This is a genomic window from Acinetobacter sp. SFD, from assembly GCF_001647575.1.
Classification (GTDB): Bacteria; Pseudomonadota; Gammaproteobacteria; order Pseudomonadales; family Moraxellaceae; genus Acinetobacter; species Acinetobacter pecorum.
In genome coordinates this window covers 79,105-96,796 of the sequence record NZ_LSZJ01000001.1, presented here as the reverse complement: position 1 = coordinate 96,796, position 17,692 = coordinate 79,105, and the positions used below count along the sequence as shown (strand labels likewise).

The following is a 17,692-nucleotide window of genomic DNA, read 5'->3' as shown; positions in this document are numbered from 1 at the left end:
GGAGTTAGTCTTTTGACTTACGCAGTCGAGCCAACAGCATATGCTGACCAATCTGGGGTAGACCTGCCGCATCAATATAATTCAAGCTTTCTATTTCAAAACCGGTTTCCAGCAAGGCATTTTCAATATCGCGGTTCAGATGACAGCCATCTGCGACTTTCTTTTGAATAGGAGTAAGTAAATGTTGCAGGCACTGGATATTTAAATTTTGCCGATTCAGCACATGTTCGACTACATGTAAAGTACCACCCGGCTGTAGCACCCGATAAATTTCCTTTAAGCTCTGTTCGAGATCTGGAATACTGCAAAGTGTCCAGGTTGAAACCACATGTTGCAGGCTATTCGCTGCAAAAGGCAAATTTTCTGCGCTGGCCTGAATATGCTCAACCGGAAACGCAGCTTGCTGAATCCGCGTTTCTGCCAGTTTGAAAATATCAGCATTCGGTTCCAACGCATATAGCTTGTCAACCAGTTGATAAAACGGCAGATTCAGCCCGGTACCGAAACCAATTTCCAGCACTTCATTTGACACCCCCAAGAGCAATTCGCGGCGTAAGTCCATCAAAGCCGGGGTTTGCATGACCTGATTTAAAAGATGTGGAAAGATATGTTGTTGATAAATTTTATACAGCATCCGGGCCATTTTAATGAGATGAGAATTTGTTCTAGCTTAACCGAAAATAAAATAATCGGCATATCCCGAGCTGACCAAATTTGTTCAGTTTGTTACCAAGTTCAACTGTTTATTCATTAAAAAATACGTAAGATCAAAGAAGATATCCTTAAAACGTTTAAGCAACTTGATTAGGATTAGATTAAAAATTATGTTCAAACACTTTAAACATTATGCTTTGCTCGCCAGCCTGTTACTGCCTATTTCTGGCCACAGTTCTGTTGAGCATAATATTGCCAAAGGTTTGCCTCCTGTGGTCAAAGGTCAGTCAATTTCGGTCTTGCAGCCTTTTAAAGGTGATTTCCGTATTTTGGGTTCTAAGGTTTATAGTTCTGATCCGCAAGCCAAATTCTCTCCGATTGATTATGCAGTCAGTTGGGGGTTATTTGCTGAGCCTGAAATTGCCCGGCATATCACCGTGAATCAATATGACCGTTATTTGAACTGGAAAATGGATCGGGTACCGGTACCGGTAGAACAAGCCAAGCAGATGGTGTCCAATATGCATATCATTCCCGCCAATCCTGAAATTGCCAAGGCAATCAAAAAGGTGAAGCGTGGCGATTTGGTGCGTATGCACGGGGAGCTGGTTGAAGTTCGGGATAAAGATCTGGTCTGGACATCTTCTTTAACCCCGACCGATACGGGGGATGGTGCTTGTGAAGTTTTCCGCGTCAGTTCCATTCAGTGGATAGAAAAAGTTGGTAAGAGCTAAACAGACATCCAGCATACTGCTGAGATGCCTAAAAAAACCGTTCCTATGAACGGTTTTTTTATCTGTTGAAGACTTATTTTGCAATTAGGGCCTGACCTTCAAAGGTAATTCCATCCCACCCATTAAGCATAAACTGGCGGATATTCTGATGATCGGTCGACTCTGGCGTCGCCAGTACAGCAGCATAATGCTCAGCAAACAGGCTTAAGGTCTGTGCCTGATCCAGACCATTGAGTTGTGCAAAAGAAAAGACTTTGGCGCTGCCCTGGTTTTCTGTAGCCGTATTATTTTGCTGGCCATTTTTAAATGCAGTTGGTGTATGCGTATAGCGCGAGTCAATATATGCAATCACATCTGCAAATTTTGCTTCGCCTGCCGCTAACTGGGCCAATAAATCCTGTGCCATGCTGTTTTTCCTGTGCCATTCATGAAAATTCGATGCGATAAATATAGCAATTTTCTTGCGAAGTTCCATGGTATTTAATTGATTTTCCGTTCAAGATAATAGTGAAAATTATCCATGTTGAGTTTAAAAATTTGGATAAGATAAACTTGATCAATAAATAGATAGGAAAAAATATGGGCTGGCTTTGGGTGGCAATGGGTGGGGCAGTCGGTGCCAGTCTGCGTTATGCAGCAGGACTTTGGCTGTTTAAACCACAAATGCAGTTTCCTTGGCCCACCTGGTGGATCAATATTCTAGGCTGTTTATGTGCGGGGATTTTTTTTGCCTGTAGCCAAAAATATCCAATCCTTCAACAGGAAGCTCGTCTGTTTTTAATGGTGGGAATTCTCGGTGGTTTTACTACATTTTCCAGTTTCGGTCTGGAAAGCTTTTTGCTATTCAAGCAAGGGGCTATGGGCCTAGCGGTATTATATGCATTATCCAGCTTAATCATCGGCATTATGGTTCTGGCGCTGGGCTTTTATTTAACGTCATGGATGCTATCGCACAGTTAAAACGGACATAAAAAAGTCAGGAAACTGGAGGTTATTTCCTGACATAAACCACGATTCGAAGATTGAGATAATCGACGGTTTTCATTTTTAACCACGTTTAAAGCGGCCAAAACGTTTGTTGAAGCTTGCCACACGACCTTCATTGCTGGTCTGACGTTGCTCACCCGTATAGAAAGGATGAGAAGCGCTTGAAATATCTAGTGTTACATAAGGATATGTTTTACCTTGATATTCTTTAGTCTGGCTGGAGTTCATGGTACTGCCAATCACAAAATAGGCATCGGCATTGGTATCATGGAACAACACTTCACGATACTCAGGGTGGATATCTGAACGCATATCTAAATTCCTCTTGATTATTGATCAAATGTTATAATGTAACATTTACGCTTTCAAGTAATTTAGGGTTACAACGCGTAAGCCAGTCGTCTCTATTTAACTGCGACTGGGTACGAGCTCTTCAAATACATCACTTAAATCATCATTTACTTTAAGATGAATCAGGTTCCAGTACTGCCCTGAAATCGTCCGGTTCACCATTAAGGTATCTGGAGAAGGTTTAAACACATCCCAGTATTTTAAGGAAGGTTTCAGCAGTTCCATACCATCATGATGCGCTGAGTTTTCGGCGAAATCATAGTGGGTGACTAAAGGACGCATGAGTACTTCCAGCCATTGTTCATACAATTCTGTTGGGAATTTTCCGGTTTCAGTCAAAGAATGCAGTGCATCCAGTTGTTGTTCGATTACGGGAATATTCTTCTTGCGTGCGGCATGGATCAGCTCTTTGAAATGTTCAACCACTTCAGTCGACAAGGTCTTGACGCCACCATAATCATAAACAATTACAGAGCCATCTTCACGGAAGGCGAAATTGCCGGGATGCGGGTCGCAGTGAAAGCGTTTCAGATAGAAAATTTCCTGACCAATGGCACGGAATAAACGGCGTCCCAAAGCATTTCGGGTCTCGAGTGGCCAAGTGCTAGCGGTTTCAATACTTTCCCCAAGCTCCTGGCTCAAAGTCAGAATATGCCGTGAAGAGTACTCATGAAACACTTTCGGAATTATAATTTTACTGTCCAGAGATTCATGGAAAGTCCGGGCGATTTCCAGATTCTGTGCTTCGATTTCATAGTTCAGCTCATTGTCCAGACTCTGCTGAATTTCCTTAAACAGCTGATCCTGAAGTTTACGGTCAATCTTTAACACGCCCATCATGCGCAGTGCCAGACGGACTTGTTTCAGGTCACTTTCGCAGGCTTCATCTACCCCAGGATACTGCACTTTGACCACAACTTGCTGGCCATCTGGCAGGATCGCTTTATGTACCTGACCAATCGAGGCTGCAGCAAATGGCTGTTCATCAAAGTGCTGGAAAAGCTGTGCTAAGGGTTTACCCAGTTCTTTTTCTACCTGTGCCTGAATTTCTTTAAATGGCATGGGTGGTGCCTGACGTTGTAACTTGGCAATGGCTTTGGCGACTTCGGGCGGGAAAACGTCTTTATATTGCGAGGCAATCTGGCCAACTTTCATGACTGCGCCTTTCATCTCTCCCAAGGTATCTGCAATCTGTACCCCAATATCCTGAAACAGTTTGCTGCGCGCAGTATTTTTCTGCTCTTCATCGGCAGTTAAATTTTTAATGGAATTGGAGAGGGTTTTACCTGCAATACTTGCGGTCATTCCGGCAAGTTTCATAAAGCGACGACCGGGTGTACTAGCCGTTTTTGCCATGCGAGATTCCTTGAAACCAATAATGAATGGATGTATTTGATCATAGGTGACAACGGTTCAATTGCCTAGATTTAATTGTAGAGGTTATGTTGTGATTTCCTTCTGCTTCTCCATGTTTAATGCATCATCTTTGATTTGATAAAGATTTATCTTTATCTCCTTGGCTAAACTAAAAGAATATGCCGGAATCCATCATCGTTTTAGATAAGGCTGAGTATTAATTCTGAATGTTGTTTTATGGCTAAAAGCTTAGAATAAACAGATTGCTGTAATGAAGAAAATTCAATGAAAGTCTATCGATATTTTACTGGGAAGGATGATGTGCATTTTTGTGCGCGGGTGACCCGTGCCTTAAATGAAGGTTATGAGTTATATGGTCCACCCACCATGACTTTTAATGGTACGGATGTGATTGTGGGGCAGGTGGTGACCAAAGATGTAGCGGATGAATCAGAGATTCCAGAAGGATTGAAGGAGGCTTTGGGAGCTAATTCTTAACTTCTACATCGAAATTAGAATGCTCAAGGCTATGCTCTCATCTTTTATTTTTATGCTGTCACATAGGTGTAGCTCCTACTTTTGTCATGGCAAAAGTAACAAAACCATCTCGTTGATCTGATGCTACTTCCCTGTATCACAGTTCAACGGTGACATCCATGTCACCTACCCAATATTTAAGATTGCTTGAAAGTCGCTAAGTTTTTACACTTTTAAGCTTAAACGTCTGTTATTGCTATAGAGTCGTGCCAGCAATAAAACACAGGCAACACTTAAACCCACGATCAGGCCAACCCAAACACCGGCGGCGCCCATCTCGGTAAAGCGGGATAAATATACCCCAACCGGAAAGGCGATGACCCAGTAAGCCAGCATGGTAATCCACATCGGCCCCTTGGTATCCTGCATGCCACGCAGACAACCTGCTGCACTGATCTGCCAGGCATCCATCAGCTGATAGGCAATAGCAAACAGAATCAGATACACCGCAATTTGGCTTACGATCAGATCTGAAGTGTAGAGTGCCACAATTTCATTGCGGAAAACCCAAAGCAGAATCATGGTCAGGATCGCCAGAATAGTGGCAGTGATCAGGCCAAGATATTGCACTTTTCGCATGGCTTGCCAGTTCTGTTCACCATAGTAGGTGCCAACCCGAATGGTCAGGGCAATCGCCAGTGACATGGGAATCATGAACAGTTGTGAAGTGACGGAAATAGCAATCTGATGGGCAGCGACAATGGTCTCTCCCAAAGGACTCAGCACAATTGCTGCTGTACTGAAAATACTGACCTCAAAGAAGATCGCCAATCCAATTGGAAAACCCAGTTGCAGAATACGCTTCACCCATTCCGGGTTTATTTTTTCCCAGTGAGTAAAAGGCTGAGTACGCTGATAGGCTCTGTTTTTAAAGATATACAGTGCCAGAGTCATGAGCATTAACCACTGCAAAATCGCTGTGGCAAACCCACAGCCTGCACTGCCTAGGGCCGGAACAGGACCAATACCATACATAAAGATATAGTTCAGCGGAACCAGCAAAACCAGGGCCAATAAACTAATCACGGTGACCGGGCGAGGATTTCCAATCGCTTCTGAGTAGCCGCGTAAGGCTGCATACATGGTTACCGCAGGCATACCAAAACCAATCGCATGCAGGAATAAACTGGCTTTAGGCTGCAAGCTTTCCGGTACGCCCAAGAGAGGTAAAAGGGCTGGCAAAACTTGTAAAATCAGGCCGGCAATTACCCCAAGAATCAGGGCAACCCAAAGCGATTGACGTGCAATGGTGGCAATTTTTTCAGGTGTACGTGCGCCGTTAGCTTCGGCAACCAAAGGCGTCGTGGCAATCATAATGCCACTAAATAGCAGCATCACCGGAATCCAGAGTCCTACTCCGACGGCAATCGCGGCAAGATCGGTAGCAGACAGGTGACCGGCCATAATGGTATCAATCAGGCCCAGACCAGCCTGAGAAAATTGGGTCACCAGAATAGGCAGCATCAGATGAAAAAGTTTTTTTAATTCAAAACTAAAGGTTGTAATTGGTGAAACATTCGACACAAAAATTACTCATCGTGATCATGTGCTTAAATAGAAGGTTTAGCGTTGTAAAGTGAGAAGCACACCAATAAAAATTACCACGCCGCCTAAAAGACGTTGCCAGTTAACCGGCATTTTTTCATTACCCAATAATCCCAGATGATCGACCAGCATCGACATTACCATCTGACCAAAAATAATGAGACCGCTAAGAACCAGAAAGCCAAGTTTGGGTGCTGCATAAATGCTCATACTAATCGCGTATACACCCACGATTCCCCCTAGCCATAAATACCAGGGAACACTCATCAATTCCTGTAAACCGGGTTTGGGATTGGACTGAAAAAGTACGATTACGGCGAGCACTATTGTACCAATCAAAAAGGAAAAAAATGCAGCTTGAATAGGAGAATATAAATATTCTTTCAGTTGTGTATTAATTGCAGTCTGGAGTGTCAATAAAACACCGATTGCAAAAACCAAAGGAAGTAAAATAATAAGTTGAGAAGATATTTTCATAATTTTAACTGACTAATTCTATTTAAATTTTTAGACATATCACACGATCAAATTTAATTTTAGCAGTGTTGCCGCCGAGTCATGTTAAAATTCCGCTATATCTTGTAATCGTTTTTGAGTAGTTCTTTGGCTGAATTGAATCCTGCTGCTGTCCCTTTGTCCTTATATATTCATATGCCTTGGTGTGTGCGCAAATGTCCTTATTGTGACTTCAATTCGCATGCGGTTCCGGATGGTCAGCTATCACTGGAATTGGAACAGGAATATTTACGAGCACTGGTGGAAGACTTTAAAACTCAGGTCGATTTTGCCCAAGGCCGGCAGATTTACAGTGTTTTTATTGGTGGGGGAACACCGTCACTGATTTCCGCCCCAGGCTATCAATGGTTATTTGATCAGCTCAAAGCCATTATTCCCTTTGCCGAAGGCTGTGAAATTACGCTGGAAGCCAACCCCGGCACAGTCGAACATGATCCGTTTGCCGGTTATTTGCAGGCCGGAATTAACCGTCTGTCGATTGGGGTGCAGAGTTTTAATACCGCTCATCTCAAGCGTTTGGGACGGATCCATAGCAATGAAGATGCGATTTCTGCCATTGGGCTGGCACGTGAAGCAGGTTTTCAGCGCATTAATGTCGACTTGATGCATGGTTTACCGGAACAAACTTTAGAACAAGCTTTACATGATTTAAAACTGGCGGTAGAACAGGGTGCTACGCATATTTCCTGGTATCAGCTAACGATTGAGCCAAATACGGTATTTTTCCGGACTCAACCGATTTTGCCTGTGGATGAAGTATTGGAAGATATTCAGGAGCAGGGTGAGCTCTACTTAAAAGCTCAGGGTTTTATCAACTATGAAGTTTCGGCTTGGCGGAAAGAATTGCCTTCAGCGCATAATCTGAATTACTGGCAGTTTGGTGACTATCTGGCAATTGGTGCTGGAGCACATGGCAAAGTCACTCAGCCGGATGGTGTATATCGGTTCCAGAAAACCCGTTTACCTAAGGACTACTTAGCCAAAGTACCTGCCGAACATCTGCAGTTTAAGCGCATTGAAGATGCCGACTTGCCTTTTGAATTTATGATGAATGCGTTACGTTTAAATCAGGGGGTGAAAGCCAAACTCTATGCCGAACGTACCGGTTTAGGTCTGGATCGCTTGAATGAGTTGCTCAGTTCTTTGCGTGACAGAAAATTAATGGTCGATGATCAAGACCGGCTTTCATGTACCGAGCAGGGGCATATCTTTTTAAATTCGGTGCTGGAAGAATTTCTTTAACTGATTTTAATTCGCTGCTCATTTTTGGAAAAACTCTCGTAAATCTATATGAGGGTTTTTTTATTGCGCAGATTTCCCCAGATCAGGAATTTTTTATAGCCTAGAGATTATCTATTTTCAGATCTCCGATGTAATCTTGGAAAAGAGAAGAGCAGACTTTAAGAATCTCAGGCACAAAAAAAGCACTCTAGGAGTGCTTTTTTTCAATATCTTGCTTCTAAATTATAGAGCAACGATATTTACAGCTGTAGGGCCTTTTTGACCTTGAGCTACGCTGAAAGAAACCTTTTGGCCTTCAACTAAAGTTTTGAAACCTGAACCAGTGATTTCGCTGAAATGAGCAAAAACGTCTGGACCTGATTCTTGTTGAATGAAACCGAAACCTTTAGTTTCGTTGAACCATTTTACTGTACCGTTAACTGTATTAGACATAATATAACCTATTGAATCGTATGAATTTATAGCCAAAATTTCAGATGACTAACTGTAACTTTGAAAAATAAAAAGGATGGAGCTTTTTGATCTGTAATACGAAGGTTTATGACTAAAACTGCGATACTTAAAAGAAGACTAACCAAAACAAGAATTTTTCTAGTTGGGGTTATCATACCGCTTATTTTGAGATATACAAGCGTTTTATTTGGCTAATTTATTAGGGTGTTGAAAAATATAAAATTAAATTTGTATATTTTATATCCAGAAAGGTTTTTTAAGCTAAAAGAAAGATATTTGAGTCAATAAAAAGAGCGCCGAAACGCTCTTTTTGAGACAATTTACAGCTTAGTAATCGAAGCTAAAGTGTTCTGGCGCGAGTGCCGTCATGGTTTTAGACGGATTCACCATCGCTTCTGCATGACCTTGGGTACGTGGCAGAATACGTTCAAAGTAGAAATCAGCAGTTTTGATTTTTGCTTTATAGAATTCTGGAACTTCCGCACCATCACCAGATGCCAGTTTGGCTGAAGCAACTGCAGCTTGCTGTGCCCAGAAGTAGGCCATCATCACATAACCGGAGAACATCAGGAAATCGACTGACGCAGAAGACACGATGTCGCGGTCCTTACGTGCAGCCAGCATAATACGCACGGTTAAGGCATTCCACTGTGCACAGAGCTTGGTTAAATCCCAGGCGAAACGGCGCATGTATTTATTGCGCGCATGCTGACCGCAGAATTTCAGAATTTCAGCAGTGTAATCACGAATCACTTTGCCTTTCGACGTCAACAGCACTTTACGGCCGATCAGATCCAGTGCCTGAACACCTGTAGTACCTTCGTACAGGGTAGAAATACGTGAGTCACGTACGATCTGTTCCATGCCCCATTCTTTGATATAGCCATGTCCACCAAAGACTTGCATACCATGATTTGATGCTTCATAGCCCATTTCGGTCAAGAAGCCTTTCAGGATAGGGGTGTAGAAACCAAGATGATCATCATGCTGTTCAAAAGCAGCGGTATCGCCACGCAGCAAAGCATCATTCATATTATCGGCAATTTGTGCTGCATGATAAATCATGGCACGGCCACCTTCAGCAATGGCTTTTTGCGTCAACAGCATGCGGCGTACATCGGCATGATGAATGATTGCATCCGCTACTTTTTCTGGATCTTTTTTGCCAGACAGGGCACGCATTGACATACGCTCTTTGGCATAAGGCAAAGCACCCTGGAATGACAATTCAGCATGGCAGATGCCCTGAATTGCAGTACCAATACGCGCCGTGTTCATAAAGGTAAACATGGCATGCAGGCCTTTGTTTGGTTCACCAATCAGGTAGCCAGTCGCATTGTCGAAATTCAGTACAGCCGTTGCTGAAGCGCGAATCCCCATTTTGTGTTCTATCGAGCCACAGTTTACTGGATTGCGTTCACCGATCCCACCATCTGCAGCAGCAATAAATTTCGGTACGATAAACAGGGAAATCCCTTTGGTGCCTTGCGGTGCATCCGGAAGGCGTGCCAGTACAATATGTACGATATTTTCAGTGAGGTCGTGCTCACCTGCGGAAATAAAAATCTTAGTTCCTGAAATCGCATAAGTGCCATCTTCTTTCGGCTCTGCCTTGGTTTTTACCTGACCCAGATCCGTACCACATTGTGGTTCAGTCAGACACATGGTGCCCGCCCAAGTTCCTGCAACCAGGTGAGGCAGATACGTGTTTTTCTGCTCATCGGTACCATACTGGATAATAGTATTGATACAGCCCACACTTAAACCCGGATACATCTGGAATGACCAGTTCGCAGTACCCATCATTTCTGATTTGATCAGGTTTAAAGACATGGGCAGGTTTTGGCCACCAAACTCTTCAGGATAAGACAGACCTTGCCAGCCACCTTGTACGAACTGTTCGTAAGCTTCCTTAAAGCCTTTCGGGGTTTTTACTTCGCCATTTTCAAAATGACAGCCTTCTTCATCACCGCTTTGGTTCAAAGGTGACAGTACATTTTCACAAAAATCTGCCGCACCTTCTAAGATCATATCTACTGTGTCGGCATCGGCATATTCACCATTCGACAAATTCTGGTAGTGCGCAGGGTAGTCAAGCACTTCATTCATAAGGAAGCGAATGTCGTGTAAAGGGGCTTTATATGCTGGCATGCGTTTAATCCTGATTGAAATAGTTTTGGATTATCTGTATCGATTCTTTGATTATTCACATTGGAGATAAAAAAACATTGATGAATTCAGTGAATAAAAATGTCAGAAAAGCGAATCGATTTTTAATTCCAGTCAATTAACTCGGTTAATTTTATTGACTAGTATAGATATTGCAGGAAGATTGAAAACTTGTTATCACATTGGACTTTAATAAATTAAAAGGTGATATGTCCAGTATACTTTTGTATGAATTGTGCTCAAATTTAAGTTAAAACAGGCCGGCTTCTAAAATGTCACTAGAACCAATCCATGGTGTCTCAGCTTCTGGACGGTTAGAGGAAATTCAGTTGCGGGCTATAGTTACAACCCGAACTGAACTCATTGGATAGATAGGGCTTTTAAAGAAACTCTTTTAAGTCCGGCTTGATGCCATTCCAGATGTAAAAAGATTCAATCGCCTGACCGACCAGCATTCCAAAGCCTTCTGACGTGGGAACACCGCGCGCCTTGGCCTGATCCAGAAAGGAAGAGGGTTTACCATAGGCCATTTCATAGGCCCTCTTAAACTGTAACGTTTCCGGTAGAATAAGGGTATCACCGCTGAGGCTTGCAGAAGTCGCGTTAATCACCAGATCAAATTCACCGCTAAGATTATCCAGAGAAATTGCCTGTAATTCGATTTGCGGTACGGCATTCTGAATATCAGCAACCAGCTGTTTCGCGCGTGCCAAGGTGCGATTGGCAATCACGATTTTTTTCGCACCCGCCTGCGCCAGGGGATAAATCACGCCACGCGTGGCACCGCCTGCACCAATAATTAAGATAGCTGTATTGTCCAGTGGCCAGTCTAAAGCACGGATAGCCTCGACTAGGCCCTGACCATCAGTATTGTCGCCATGCAGGACCCCATTTTCCATCCATAGGGTATTCACGGCTTTGGCAATTTTGGCCCGTTCACTCAACACCTGACATTGGATAAAAGCCTGCTCTTTGAAGGGGACAGTAACATTCAGGCCACTACCACCCTGACTAAAGAAGTCCTGAATATTGGCTTCAAAGCCATCCAGTGGAGCCAGACGCTTGGTATAACTCAGGTCGACTCCAGTTTTAGCAGCAAAGGCGTGATGCAATTCTGGAGAACGTGACTGTTCAATCGGGTTACCAATCACGGCAAATTGTTTGCTCATTTCACAATGTCCATGTGCGGAAATGGCCATCAATATACGTGAAAAAGCGCAGGGACTAAAGCCTGCGCAATCTTTAATTACTGCTAGGTTGTCAGCATGTTAGGAACTGCAAATATCAATAATATGTTCCGCAAATATCAGCGCCATACTAAAAACGACTCCAACCCCAGTCAGAATACTCACCAGAATAGCTGCGCCATCCAGAATCAGGTTGTGACTCAAAAGTGCGGTACTCATCGCACTGATGGCGAGAGCAAGGAAAAGCCAAAAGGCCAATATAGGTAGATTTAATTGAAGATTATGCATTTTTATTTCTCACTAAACATCAAATAGAAGTTGATCGATGTAGCGATAGGGTGCTGCGATCAAATCAGATATTTCTATTCGACAGTATAGAGGAACTTTCCATTAAAAAAGCCCTCCATTTGAGGGCTGTTTGTATCATTTCATTGCTTGGGATCTTAATTCTGTTAACCAGTCGTGTGGTTTTAGGTAATAATCTGTTAAGCGTTTTTCGGGTGAGCCTTCATCCCATTCCGGGCGATATGACCATCCGGTAAGCGGGGGTAGGCTGACCAGAATCGATTCAATCCGGCCGCCAGTCTGTAAACCAAACAGGGTGCCGCGGTCATAAACCAGATTGTACTCTACATAACGACCACGACGGTATAACTGGAATTCGCGTTGTGCTTCGGTATAGGGTTTATCCTGATTGCGCTGGAAAATTGGCAGAATGGCTTCCAAATAACCATTGCCTACAGCCTGCATATACTGGAAACAGGTTTCAAAATCCCATTGATTCAGGTCATCAAAAAACAAGCCGCCCACACCGCGCTGCTCGTCACGATGTTTCAGGTAAAAATAGTGATCACACCATTGTTTATGTTCAGGATAAACTTCTGCACCAAATGGAGCACACAGATCATGCGCCGTTTGATGCCAAGACAGTACATCTTCATCATTCGGATAAAACGGGGTCAGGTCAAAACCGCCACCAAACCACCAGATCGGATCCTGACCTTCTTTCTCTGCGACAAATAAACGCACGTTGGCATGTGAGGTGGGCACATTCGGGTTTTTTGGATGGATGACTAGTGATACTCCCATTGCTTGCGCTTTGGCACCGGCAATATTGGGATGGCGTTCAGTCGCAGAAGCGGGCAGTTTGGAAATGTTGATGTGGGAGAACATTACCCCACCTTTTTCAATGACCGTGCCGTTTTGCAGAACACGTGAACGGCCGCCACCACCTTCCGGGCGCTCCCAGTCATCAATAATAAATTCGGCCGTACCGCCGCCAGCACGTTCCTGTTGCTCCAGTGCCGCACAAATCCGTGCCTGCAAGTCGAGGAGAAATTCACGAACGCGTTGAATATCCGTAGATGTAGGATGCTGCATCAGAACCCTCGTAGGGAAATAAAAAACTAATTACATCAAAGCATAAAATCAGTCAAAGATTAAGGTCTATTTGGTGATGCAATTCATCAGCCCAGACCTTACATTCCACTATTCATAAACAGAATGCACCATTAAATCCGACCAAAGGGCTAGGTTGAATTCTTTTTTCAAGCTCAGCACAATAACTTGCAAGCGCTCATTGGCTTGAGCATTTTTCGATGGTAAAGGTGGGTGTCATGTCGGTACAGGTCAATTCCCTGATTCAAAAATATAATGTTCCCGGTCCGCGCTATACCAGTTATCCCACGGTTCCGTATTGGGAAGAGCAGAATTTCTCGCTGGAACAATGGAAGCAAACGCTAAAAAAGTCTTTTGCGGAATCCAATCAAAGTGAAGGCATTAGCTTGTATATCCACCTGCCATTTTGTGAAAGTCTGTGTACCTTCTGCGGGTGTCATAAGCGTGTGACCAAACGCCATGAAGTTGAACAGCCTTATATTCAGGCAGTGCTGAAAGAATGGGATTTATATTGTGAGCTATTACAAGAAAAGCCCATAATTAAAGAGATTCATTTGGGTGGGGGAACACCGACATTTTTTTCAATGGCGCATCTGGCTCAACTGATTCAAGGCATTCTGGCCAAAGCCGACGTAGCGCCTGTACATGAATTCAGTTTTGAAGGCCATCCTAATAATACCACGCGTGAGCATTTGCAAGGATTGTATGACCTTGGTTTTCGTCGGGTCAGTTATGGGGTGCAAGATTATAATGAAACCGTGCAAAAGGCGATTCACCGGATTCAGCCGTATGAAAATGTTAAACAGGTAACCGAATGGGCAAGAGAAATTGGCTATGAATCGATTTCTCATGATCTGGTGTTTGGTCTGCCATTTCAGAGTCTGGATGATGTCTTAAATACTATTGAGCAAACCAATTCGCTTTTGCCGGACCGTCTGGCTTTATATAGCTATGCACATGTGCCCTGGATTAAAGGCAATGGTCAGCGCGGTTTTAAAGATGCCGATGTACCCAAAGATGCGATCAAACGGGAATGCTATGAAGCGGGTAAAAAGAAACTTCTGGCACATGGTTATCATGAAATCGGCATGGATCATTTTGCCTTAGAAAAAGATGCGATGTACCAGTCCTTTCAAGCTGGAACATTGCATCGCAACTTTATGGGATACACAGCCTCTAAAACCCAGGTGATGATTGGACTCGGGATTTCTTCAATCAGCGATAGCTGGTACAGCTTTGCGCAGAATGTGAAAACCATTGAAGAATATTATGAATGCCTGGCGCGCAATGAAATTCCGGTATTTAAAGGACATGTCTTAAACCAGGAAGATCTGATCATCCGGCAACATATTCTAAATTTGATGTGCAGCTTTAGCACCTCATGGGAAAATTCCGAGATGCTTTTTCCTGAAATTGATGAGGTTTTGGAACAGCTTGAGGAAATGGCACAGGATGGTTTAATTGAATTTTCAGACTCGTCAGTCACAATTCTGGAGAAAGGGAAACCATTTGTACGCAATATTTGTATGGCTTTTGATTTACGTTTAAAGCGACGGATGCCAGAAAGTCGGATTTTCTCGATGACGATTTAATCTCCTCCTAAACCCCATTTTTAAGAAAGAGAGAGAAAGCCTCCCTGAGCCAGACTTAAACATGGCTTTAAGTCGAAGCGCAAGAAAGGGAGGTTTGGAAGGATTCAGTTAAAATAAGGTAGGACAGGGTTTAAAAATATTAAAAATCATCCTTTTTATAAAGATGTGCCATGCGTTCGTGCTTGGTCTTAAGGTATTGTTCATTAAACGGGTTTAAGCCTACTGTTAGCGGGACACGATCGACTACATTAATGCCTTGTGCTTTTAAGGCTTCTATTTTTGAAGGGTTGTTGGTCACGAGACGTACCGATTTTATCTGTAAATGATCCAGCATAATGCTACACATATCATATTGGCGTGCATCCGCCGGCAGGTTCAGCATCAGGTTGGCATCTACGGTGTCATGGCCTTGATCCTGCAGGGCGTAAGCACGAATTTTATTGGTCAGGCCAATACCACGCCCTTCCTGACGCAAATACAGAATAGCTCCGCGGCCCAATTCATTGATCAGTTTTAAAGTTGCTTGTAATTGCGGGCCACAGTCGCATTTGAGTGAAGCAAAGGCATCACCGGTTAAACATTCAGAATGTACACGGACCACCACAGGTTCATCTGATACTTCCTCAAGTCCTTTAGACAGTGCGACATGCTCTTCACCGGTCTTAGGGTCTTGAAATACAGTAATTTTAAATTCACCGTGAGCGGTAGGTAATCTTGACGTTGCGACAAACTCGATTGGCACAGCTGAACCCGTTAAATCCTGAAATTAGCTAAAGTATAGCGTAATGATTGAACATTGGTAGAATTGCAAAGTCGAAATTCTGCATTAGATTTTCTTTTTTGTAGAAAGCGAACGATAATAGTTGATAAATAGTAAGATTATTCAGGATAATCGTAGGCTGCGATTTTTTCACCCCGACGAGATCATTGTTTAATATTGCATCGCTAGAAGCGTAGCTGAATTGAAGCTGCTACAATTCAGCTATATGATCGGGTACTCCCCATTGACCTAGCTTTAGATTTGCCAGGCTTTAGAAGGCTTTGCCATAATATGCTGTATACAGAAATCCCAACTCAACGCCCTGTAACACCGTTGCTTGATGCGATCAATCATCCTGAGCAACTGCGTGCACTCGAGCAAAGCCAGCTAGAACAAGTGGCAGATGAGTTACGTCAATTCATTTTGTATGCTGCCGGGCAAAGTGGCGGACATTTTGGTGCCAACCTTGGTGTAATTGAACTCACCGTGGCCTTACATTATTGCTTTAATACGCCGCATGACCGCCTGATCTGGGATGTCGGTCATCAAGCCTATCCGCATAAAGCATTGACAGGTCGTCGTGAACAGCTCACCACCATTCGTGCTAAAGATGGTCTGGCAGCCTTTCCGGCACGTGAAGAATCTGAATTTGATACTTTTGGGGTAGGCCACTCGTCTACTGCGATTTCTGCCGGTCTTGGCATGGCTCTAGCGCGCCGTTATCAAAACAAGCCATGTGAGGTGGTGTCGATCATTGGTGATGGTGCCATGACGGCAGGTATGGCTTTTGAAGCCATGAATGATGCGGTAGCACATCAGGCGGATCTGATGGTGGTGCTGAACGATAATGATATGTCGATTTCTTGCAGTACTGGTGGTTTTGCCAAGCATTTAGCCGCAATTTGGGAGCGTGGTGAATTCATCAACGTGACTGAAGAGGGAGAGGCTTATGTACAGCCGCATCCGGAGTGGCTGTATAACTCGCGATTACACAGTGCAGCAACCGATGCAGCAGACAACCTGTTTAAAGCCATTGGCTTTGATTATTTTGGTCCTTATGACGGTCACGATGTCAAACAGCTGGTGCATGTCTTTAATGCGCTGAAAAAACGTAAAGGCCCCCGCCTGATTCATATCTATACCAAGAAAGGCAAAGGCTTTGCTCCGGCAGAATCAGATCAAATCAAATATCACGCGATTAGTAAACTCAATGCTGTTGCCGCCAGCAATACTGCACCGAAATATTCGGATGTATTTGGACAATGGCTTTGCGATGAAGCGGCACAAGATGCACGTTTGCTCGCAATCACACCTGCGATGTGCGAAGGCTCAGGCATGGTCAAATTTGCCAAAGAATATCCGGAACGTTTCTTTGATGTCGCGATTGCCGAACAGCATGCAGTTACCTTGGCTGCCGGTATGGCTTGTGAAGGCTTGAAGCCGGTGGTTGCAATTTACTCGACTTTCCTGCAACGCGGTTATGACCAGCTGGTACACGACGTAGCCTTGCAGAATCTGGATGTCACTTTTGGTATTGATCGTGCCGGTCTGGTCGGTGAAGATGGGCCGACGCATGCCGGTGCATATGATTATGCCTATATGCGTACTATCCCGAATATCGTAATCATGGCGCCGAAAGATGAAAATGAATGCCGTCAAATGCTGCATACCGCGTATTTGTATCCAGGACCTGCAGCCGTACGTTATCCACGTGGCAATGGACTGGGTGTCGAGATCCAGCAAAAGATGATGGAGTTTCCGATCGGTCAGTCGGAAATCGTGGCCAGTTTTAACGGGCAGTATGATGAATATATTTCTGTGCTGGCATTTGGTAGCCGGGTACAGGCTGCAGTCGACGCTGCTGAAGCATTTGCCATGAAACATGAAATTGGCATGCGGGTAATCAACATGCGTTTTGTCAAACCGCTAGATACCCAAATGCTGGACGATCTGGCCTTGACGACCAGTCTGTTTGTCACGGTGGAAGAACATGCGGTGATGGGCGGTGCGGGCAGTGCAGTGAATGAGTATCTGGCAGAAGCACAGATTGTTAAACCAATCCTGAATCTGGGTCTGGATGATACATTCATGGCGCAAGCGACCCATACCCAGATGTTGCAACAGGCTGGCCTAGATGCGCAAGGCATTGAAAAATCGATCAATCAGGCTTGGTCCAGCTTAGGGCAAAGCGTTTTGTCATAAGTTCTTAAA

General features: G+C 44.0%; 18 protein-coding genes. 6 read left to right on the top strand and 12 right to left on the bottom strand.

Annotated features, from left to right (window positions below):
- Positions 1-4: 4 nt before the first annotated feature.
- Positions 5-634 (bottom strand): class I SAM-dependent methyltransferase, encoded by a 630-nt coding sequence (locus AY605_RS00560; protein ID WP_064095164.1) that lies wholly within the window; start codon positions 632-634, stop codon positions 5-7.
- A gap of 190 nt (positions 635-824) precedes the next feature.
- On the opposite strand from AY605_RS00560, the gene AY605_RS00555 reads away from it, so the two are divergent.
- On the top strand, positions 825-1,388 hold the full coding sequence (locus AY605_RS00555; protein ID WP_064094554.1) for a hypothetical protein: 564 nt from the start codon (positions 825-827) through the stop codon (positions 1,386-1,388).
- 73 nt (positions 1,389-1,461) lie between these two features.
- Here AY605_RS00555 and AY605_RS00550 read toward each other — a convergent pair whose 3' ends face one another.
- Positions 1,462-1,794, bottom strand: a complete 333-nt coding sequence (locus AY605_RS00550) for a HopJ type III effector protein (protein WP_064094553.1) — start codon at positions 1,792-1,794, stop codon at positions 1,462-1,464.
- Between the two features lie 173 nt (positions 1,795-1,967).
- Here AY605_RS00550 and crcB point away from each other — a divergent pair, with 173 nt between their 5' ends.
- A complete protein-coding gene (gene crcB, locus AY605_RS00545) occupies positions 1,968-2,348 on the top strand; it encodes a fluoride efflux transporter CrcB (protein ID WP_064094552.1) in 381 nt (126 codons plus the stop codon).
- Positions 2,349-2,435: 87 nt separating this feature from the next.
- On the opposite strand, the gene AY605_RS00540 is transcribed toward crcB, so the two are convergent.
- Entirely contained in the window at positions 2,436-2,687 is a 252-nt protein-coding gene (locus AY605_RS00540) for a type B 50S ribosomal protein L31 (protein ID WP_004732342.1), read from the bottom strand.
- Positions 2,688-2,783: 96 nt separating this feature from the next.
- Positions 2,784-4,082: an ABC1 kinase family protein gene (locus tag AY605_RS00535; protein WP_064094551.1), complete on the bottom strand. Its 1,299-nt coding sequence runs from the start codon at positions 4,080-4,082 to the stop codon at positions 2,784-2,786.
- A 285-nt stretch (positions 4,083-4,367) separates the two neighbouring features.
- Between AY605_RS00535 and AY605_RS00530 the strand changes: the two genes are divergently transcribed.
- Positions 4,368-4,580: a DUF1737 domain-containing protein gene (locus AY605_RS00530; protein ID WP_064094550.1), complete on the top strand. Its 213-nt coding sequence runs from the start codon at positions 4,368-4,370 to the stop codon at positions 4,578-4,580.
- A 204-nt stretch (positions 4,581-4,784) separates the two neighbouring features.
- On the opposite strand, the gene AY605_RS00525 is transcribed toward AY605_RS00530, so the two are convergent.
- Both AY605_RS00525 and AY605_RS00520 read right to left on the bottom strand, forming a co-directional pair.
- The gene (locus AY605_RS00525) at positions 4,785-6,143 is read right to left on the bottom strand and encodes an MATE family efflux transporter (RefSeq protein WP_064094549.1); all 1,359 of its coding nucleotides are present in this window, start codon (positions 6,141-6,143) and stop codon (positions 4,785-4,787) included.
- A 39-nt stretch (positions 6,144-6,182) separates the two neighbouring features.
- Entirely contained in the window at positions 6,183-6,641 is a 459-nt protein-coding gene (locus tag AY605_RS00520) for a DMT family transporter (RefSeq protein WP_005249857.1), read from the bottom strand.
- A 126-nt stretch (positions 6,642-6,767) separates the two neighbouring features.
- Between AY605_RS00520 and hemW the strand changes: the two genes are divergently transcribed.
- Positions 6,768-7,922 (top strand): radical SAM family heme chaperone HemW, encoded by a 1,155-nt coding sequence (gene hemW, locus AY605_RS00515; RefSeq protein WP_064094548.1) that lies wholly within the window; start codon positions 6,768-6,770, stop codon positions 7,920-7,922.
- 222 nt (positions 7,923-8,144) lie between these two features.
- On the opposite strand, the gene AY605_RS00510 is transcribed toward hemW, so the two are convergent.
- The 5 genes from AY605_RS00510 to hemF all read right to left on the bottom strand — a co-directional run bounded on the left by AY605_RS00510 (position 8,145) and on the right by hemF (position 13,111).
- Positions 8,145-8,354: a cold-shock protein gene (locus tag AY605_RS00510; RefSeq protein ID WP_004281542.1), complete on the bottom strand. Its 210-nt coding sequence runs from the start codon at positions 8,352-8,354 to the stop codon at positions 8,145-8,147.
- Between the two features lie 348 nt (positions 8,355-8,702).
- Positions 8,703-10,526, bottom strand: coding sequence for an acyl-CoA dehydrogenase C-terminal domain-containing protein (locus AY605_RS00505; RefSeq protein ID WP_064094547.1), 1,824 nt, complete (start codon positions 10,524-10,526; stop codon positions 8,703-8,705).
- A gap of 398 nt (positions 10,527-10,924) precedes the next feature.
- Positions 10,925-11,713, bottom strand: coding sequence for a shikimate dehydrogenase (aroE, locus tag AY605_RS00500; RefSeq protein ID WP_064095163.1), 789 nt, complete (start codon positions 11,711-11,713; stop codon positions 10,925-10,927).
- 99 nt (positions 11,714-11,812) lie between these two features.
- On the bottom strand, positions 11,813-12,019 hold the full coding sequence (locus tag AY605_RS00495) for a hypothetical protein (protein WP_064094546.1): 207 nt from the start codon (positions 12,017-12,019) through the stop codon (positions 11,813-11,815).
- 135 nt (positions 12,020-12,154) lie between these two features.
- A complete protein-coding gene (gene hemF, locus AY605_RS00490) occupies positions 12,155-13,111 on the bottom strand; it encodes an oxygen-dependent coproporphyrinogen oxidase (RefSeq protein ID WP_064094545.1) in 957 nt (318 codons plus the stop codon).
- Positions 13,112-13,347: 236 nt separating this feature from the next.
- On the opposite strand from hemF, the gene hemN reads away from it, so the two are divergent.
- On the top strand, positions 13,348-14,721 hold the full coding sequence (gene hemN, locus AY605_RS00485) for an oxygen-independent coproporphyrinogen III oxidase (RefSeq protein WP_064095162.1): 1,374 nt from the start codon (positions 13,348-13,350) through the stop codon (positions 14,719-14,721).
- Between the two features lie 139 nt (positions 14,722-14,860).
- On the opposite strand, the gene ribA is transcribed toward hemN, so the two are convergent.
- Entirely contained in the window at positions 14,861-15,463 is a 603-nt protein-coding gene (gene ribA / locus AY605_RS00480; RefSeq protein WP_064094544.1) for a GTP cyclohydrolase II, read from the bottom strand.
- A gap of 309 nt (positions 15,464-15,772) precedes the next feature.
- Between ribA and dxs the strand changes: the two genes are divergently transcribed.
- Positions 15,773-17,683 (top strand): 1-deoxy-D-xylulose-5-phosphate synthase, encoded by a 1,911-nt coding sequence (gene dxs, locus AY605_RS00475; RefSeq protein WP_064094543.1) that lies wholly within the window; start codon positions 15,773-15,775, stop codon positions 17,681-17,683.
- The last annotated feature ends 9 nt before the right edge of the window (positions 17,684-17,692 follow it).

What these genes read in the sequence shown, in the direction of transcription:
- AY605_RS00540 (WP_004732342.1), bottom strand. Translation starts at nt 2,687, where the DNA reads ATGCGTTCAGATATCCACCCTGAGTATCGTGAAGTGTTGTTCCATGAT.
- hemF (WP_064094545.1), bottom strand. Translation starts at nt 13,111, where the DNA reads ATGCAGCATCCTACATCTACGGATATTCAACGCGTTCGTGAATTTCTC.
- AY605_RS00530 (WP_064094550.1), top strand. Translation starts at nt 4,368, where the DNA reads ATGAAAGTCTATCGATATTTTACTGGGAAGGATGATGTGCATTTTTGT.
- dxs (WP_064094543.1), top strand. Translation starts at nt 15,773, where the DNA reads ATGCTGTATACAGAAATCCCAACTCAACGCCCTGTAACACCGTTGCTT.
- AY605_RS00510 (WP_004281542.1), bottom strand. Translation starts at nt 8,354, where the DNA reads ATGTCTAATACAGTTAACGGTACAGTAAAATGGTTCAACGAAACTAAA.
- AY605_RS00560 (WP_064095164.1), bottom strand. Translation starts at nt 634, where the DNA reads ATGCTGTATAAAATTTATCAACAACATATCTTTCCACATCTTTTAAAT.
- hemN (WP_064095162.1), top strand. Translation starts at nt 13,348, where the DNA reads ATGTCGGTACAGGTCAATTCCCTGATTCAAAAATATAATGTTCCCGGT.
- AY605_RS00535 (WP_064094551.1), bottom strand. Translation starts at nt 4,082, where the DNA reads ATGGCAAAAACGGCTAGTACACCCGGTCGTCGCTTTATGAAACTTGCC.
- crcB (WP_064094552.1), top strand. Translation starts at nt 1,968, where the DNA reads ATGGGCTGGCTTTGGGTGGCAATGGGTGGGGCAGTCGGTGCCAGTCTG.
- AY605_RS00505 (WP_064094547.1), bottom strand. Translation starts at nt 10,526, where the DNA reads ATGCCAGCATATAAAGCCCCTTTACACGACATTCGCTTCCTTATGAAT.
- AY605_RS00520 (WP_005249857.1), bottom strand. Translation starts at nt 6,641, where the DNA reads ATGAAAATATCTTCTCAACTTATTATTTTACTTCCTTTGGTTTTTGCA.
- aroE (WP_064095163.1), bottom strand. Translation starts at nt 11,713, where the DNA reads ATGAGCAAACAATTTGCCGTGATTGGTAACCCGATTGAACAGTCACGT.
- AY605_RS00550 (WP_064094553.1), bottom strand. Translation starts at nt 1,794, where the DNA reads ATGGCACAGGATTTATTGGCCCAGTTAGCGGCAGGCGAAGCAAAATTT.
- AY605_RS00495 (WP_064094546.1), bottom strand. Translation starts at nt 12,019, where the DNA reads ATGCATAATCTTCAATTAAATCTACCTATATTGGCCTTTTGGCTTTTC.
- AY605_RS00555 (WP_064094554.1), top strand. Translation starts at nt 825, where the DNA reads ATGTTCAAACACTTTAAACATTATGCTTTGCTCGCCAGCCTGTTACTG.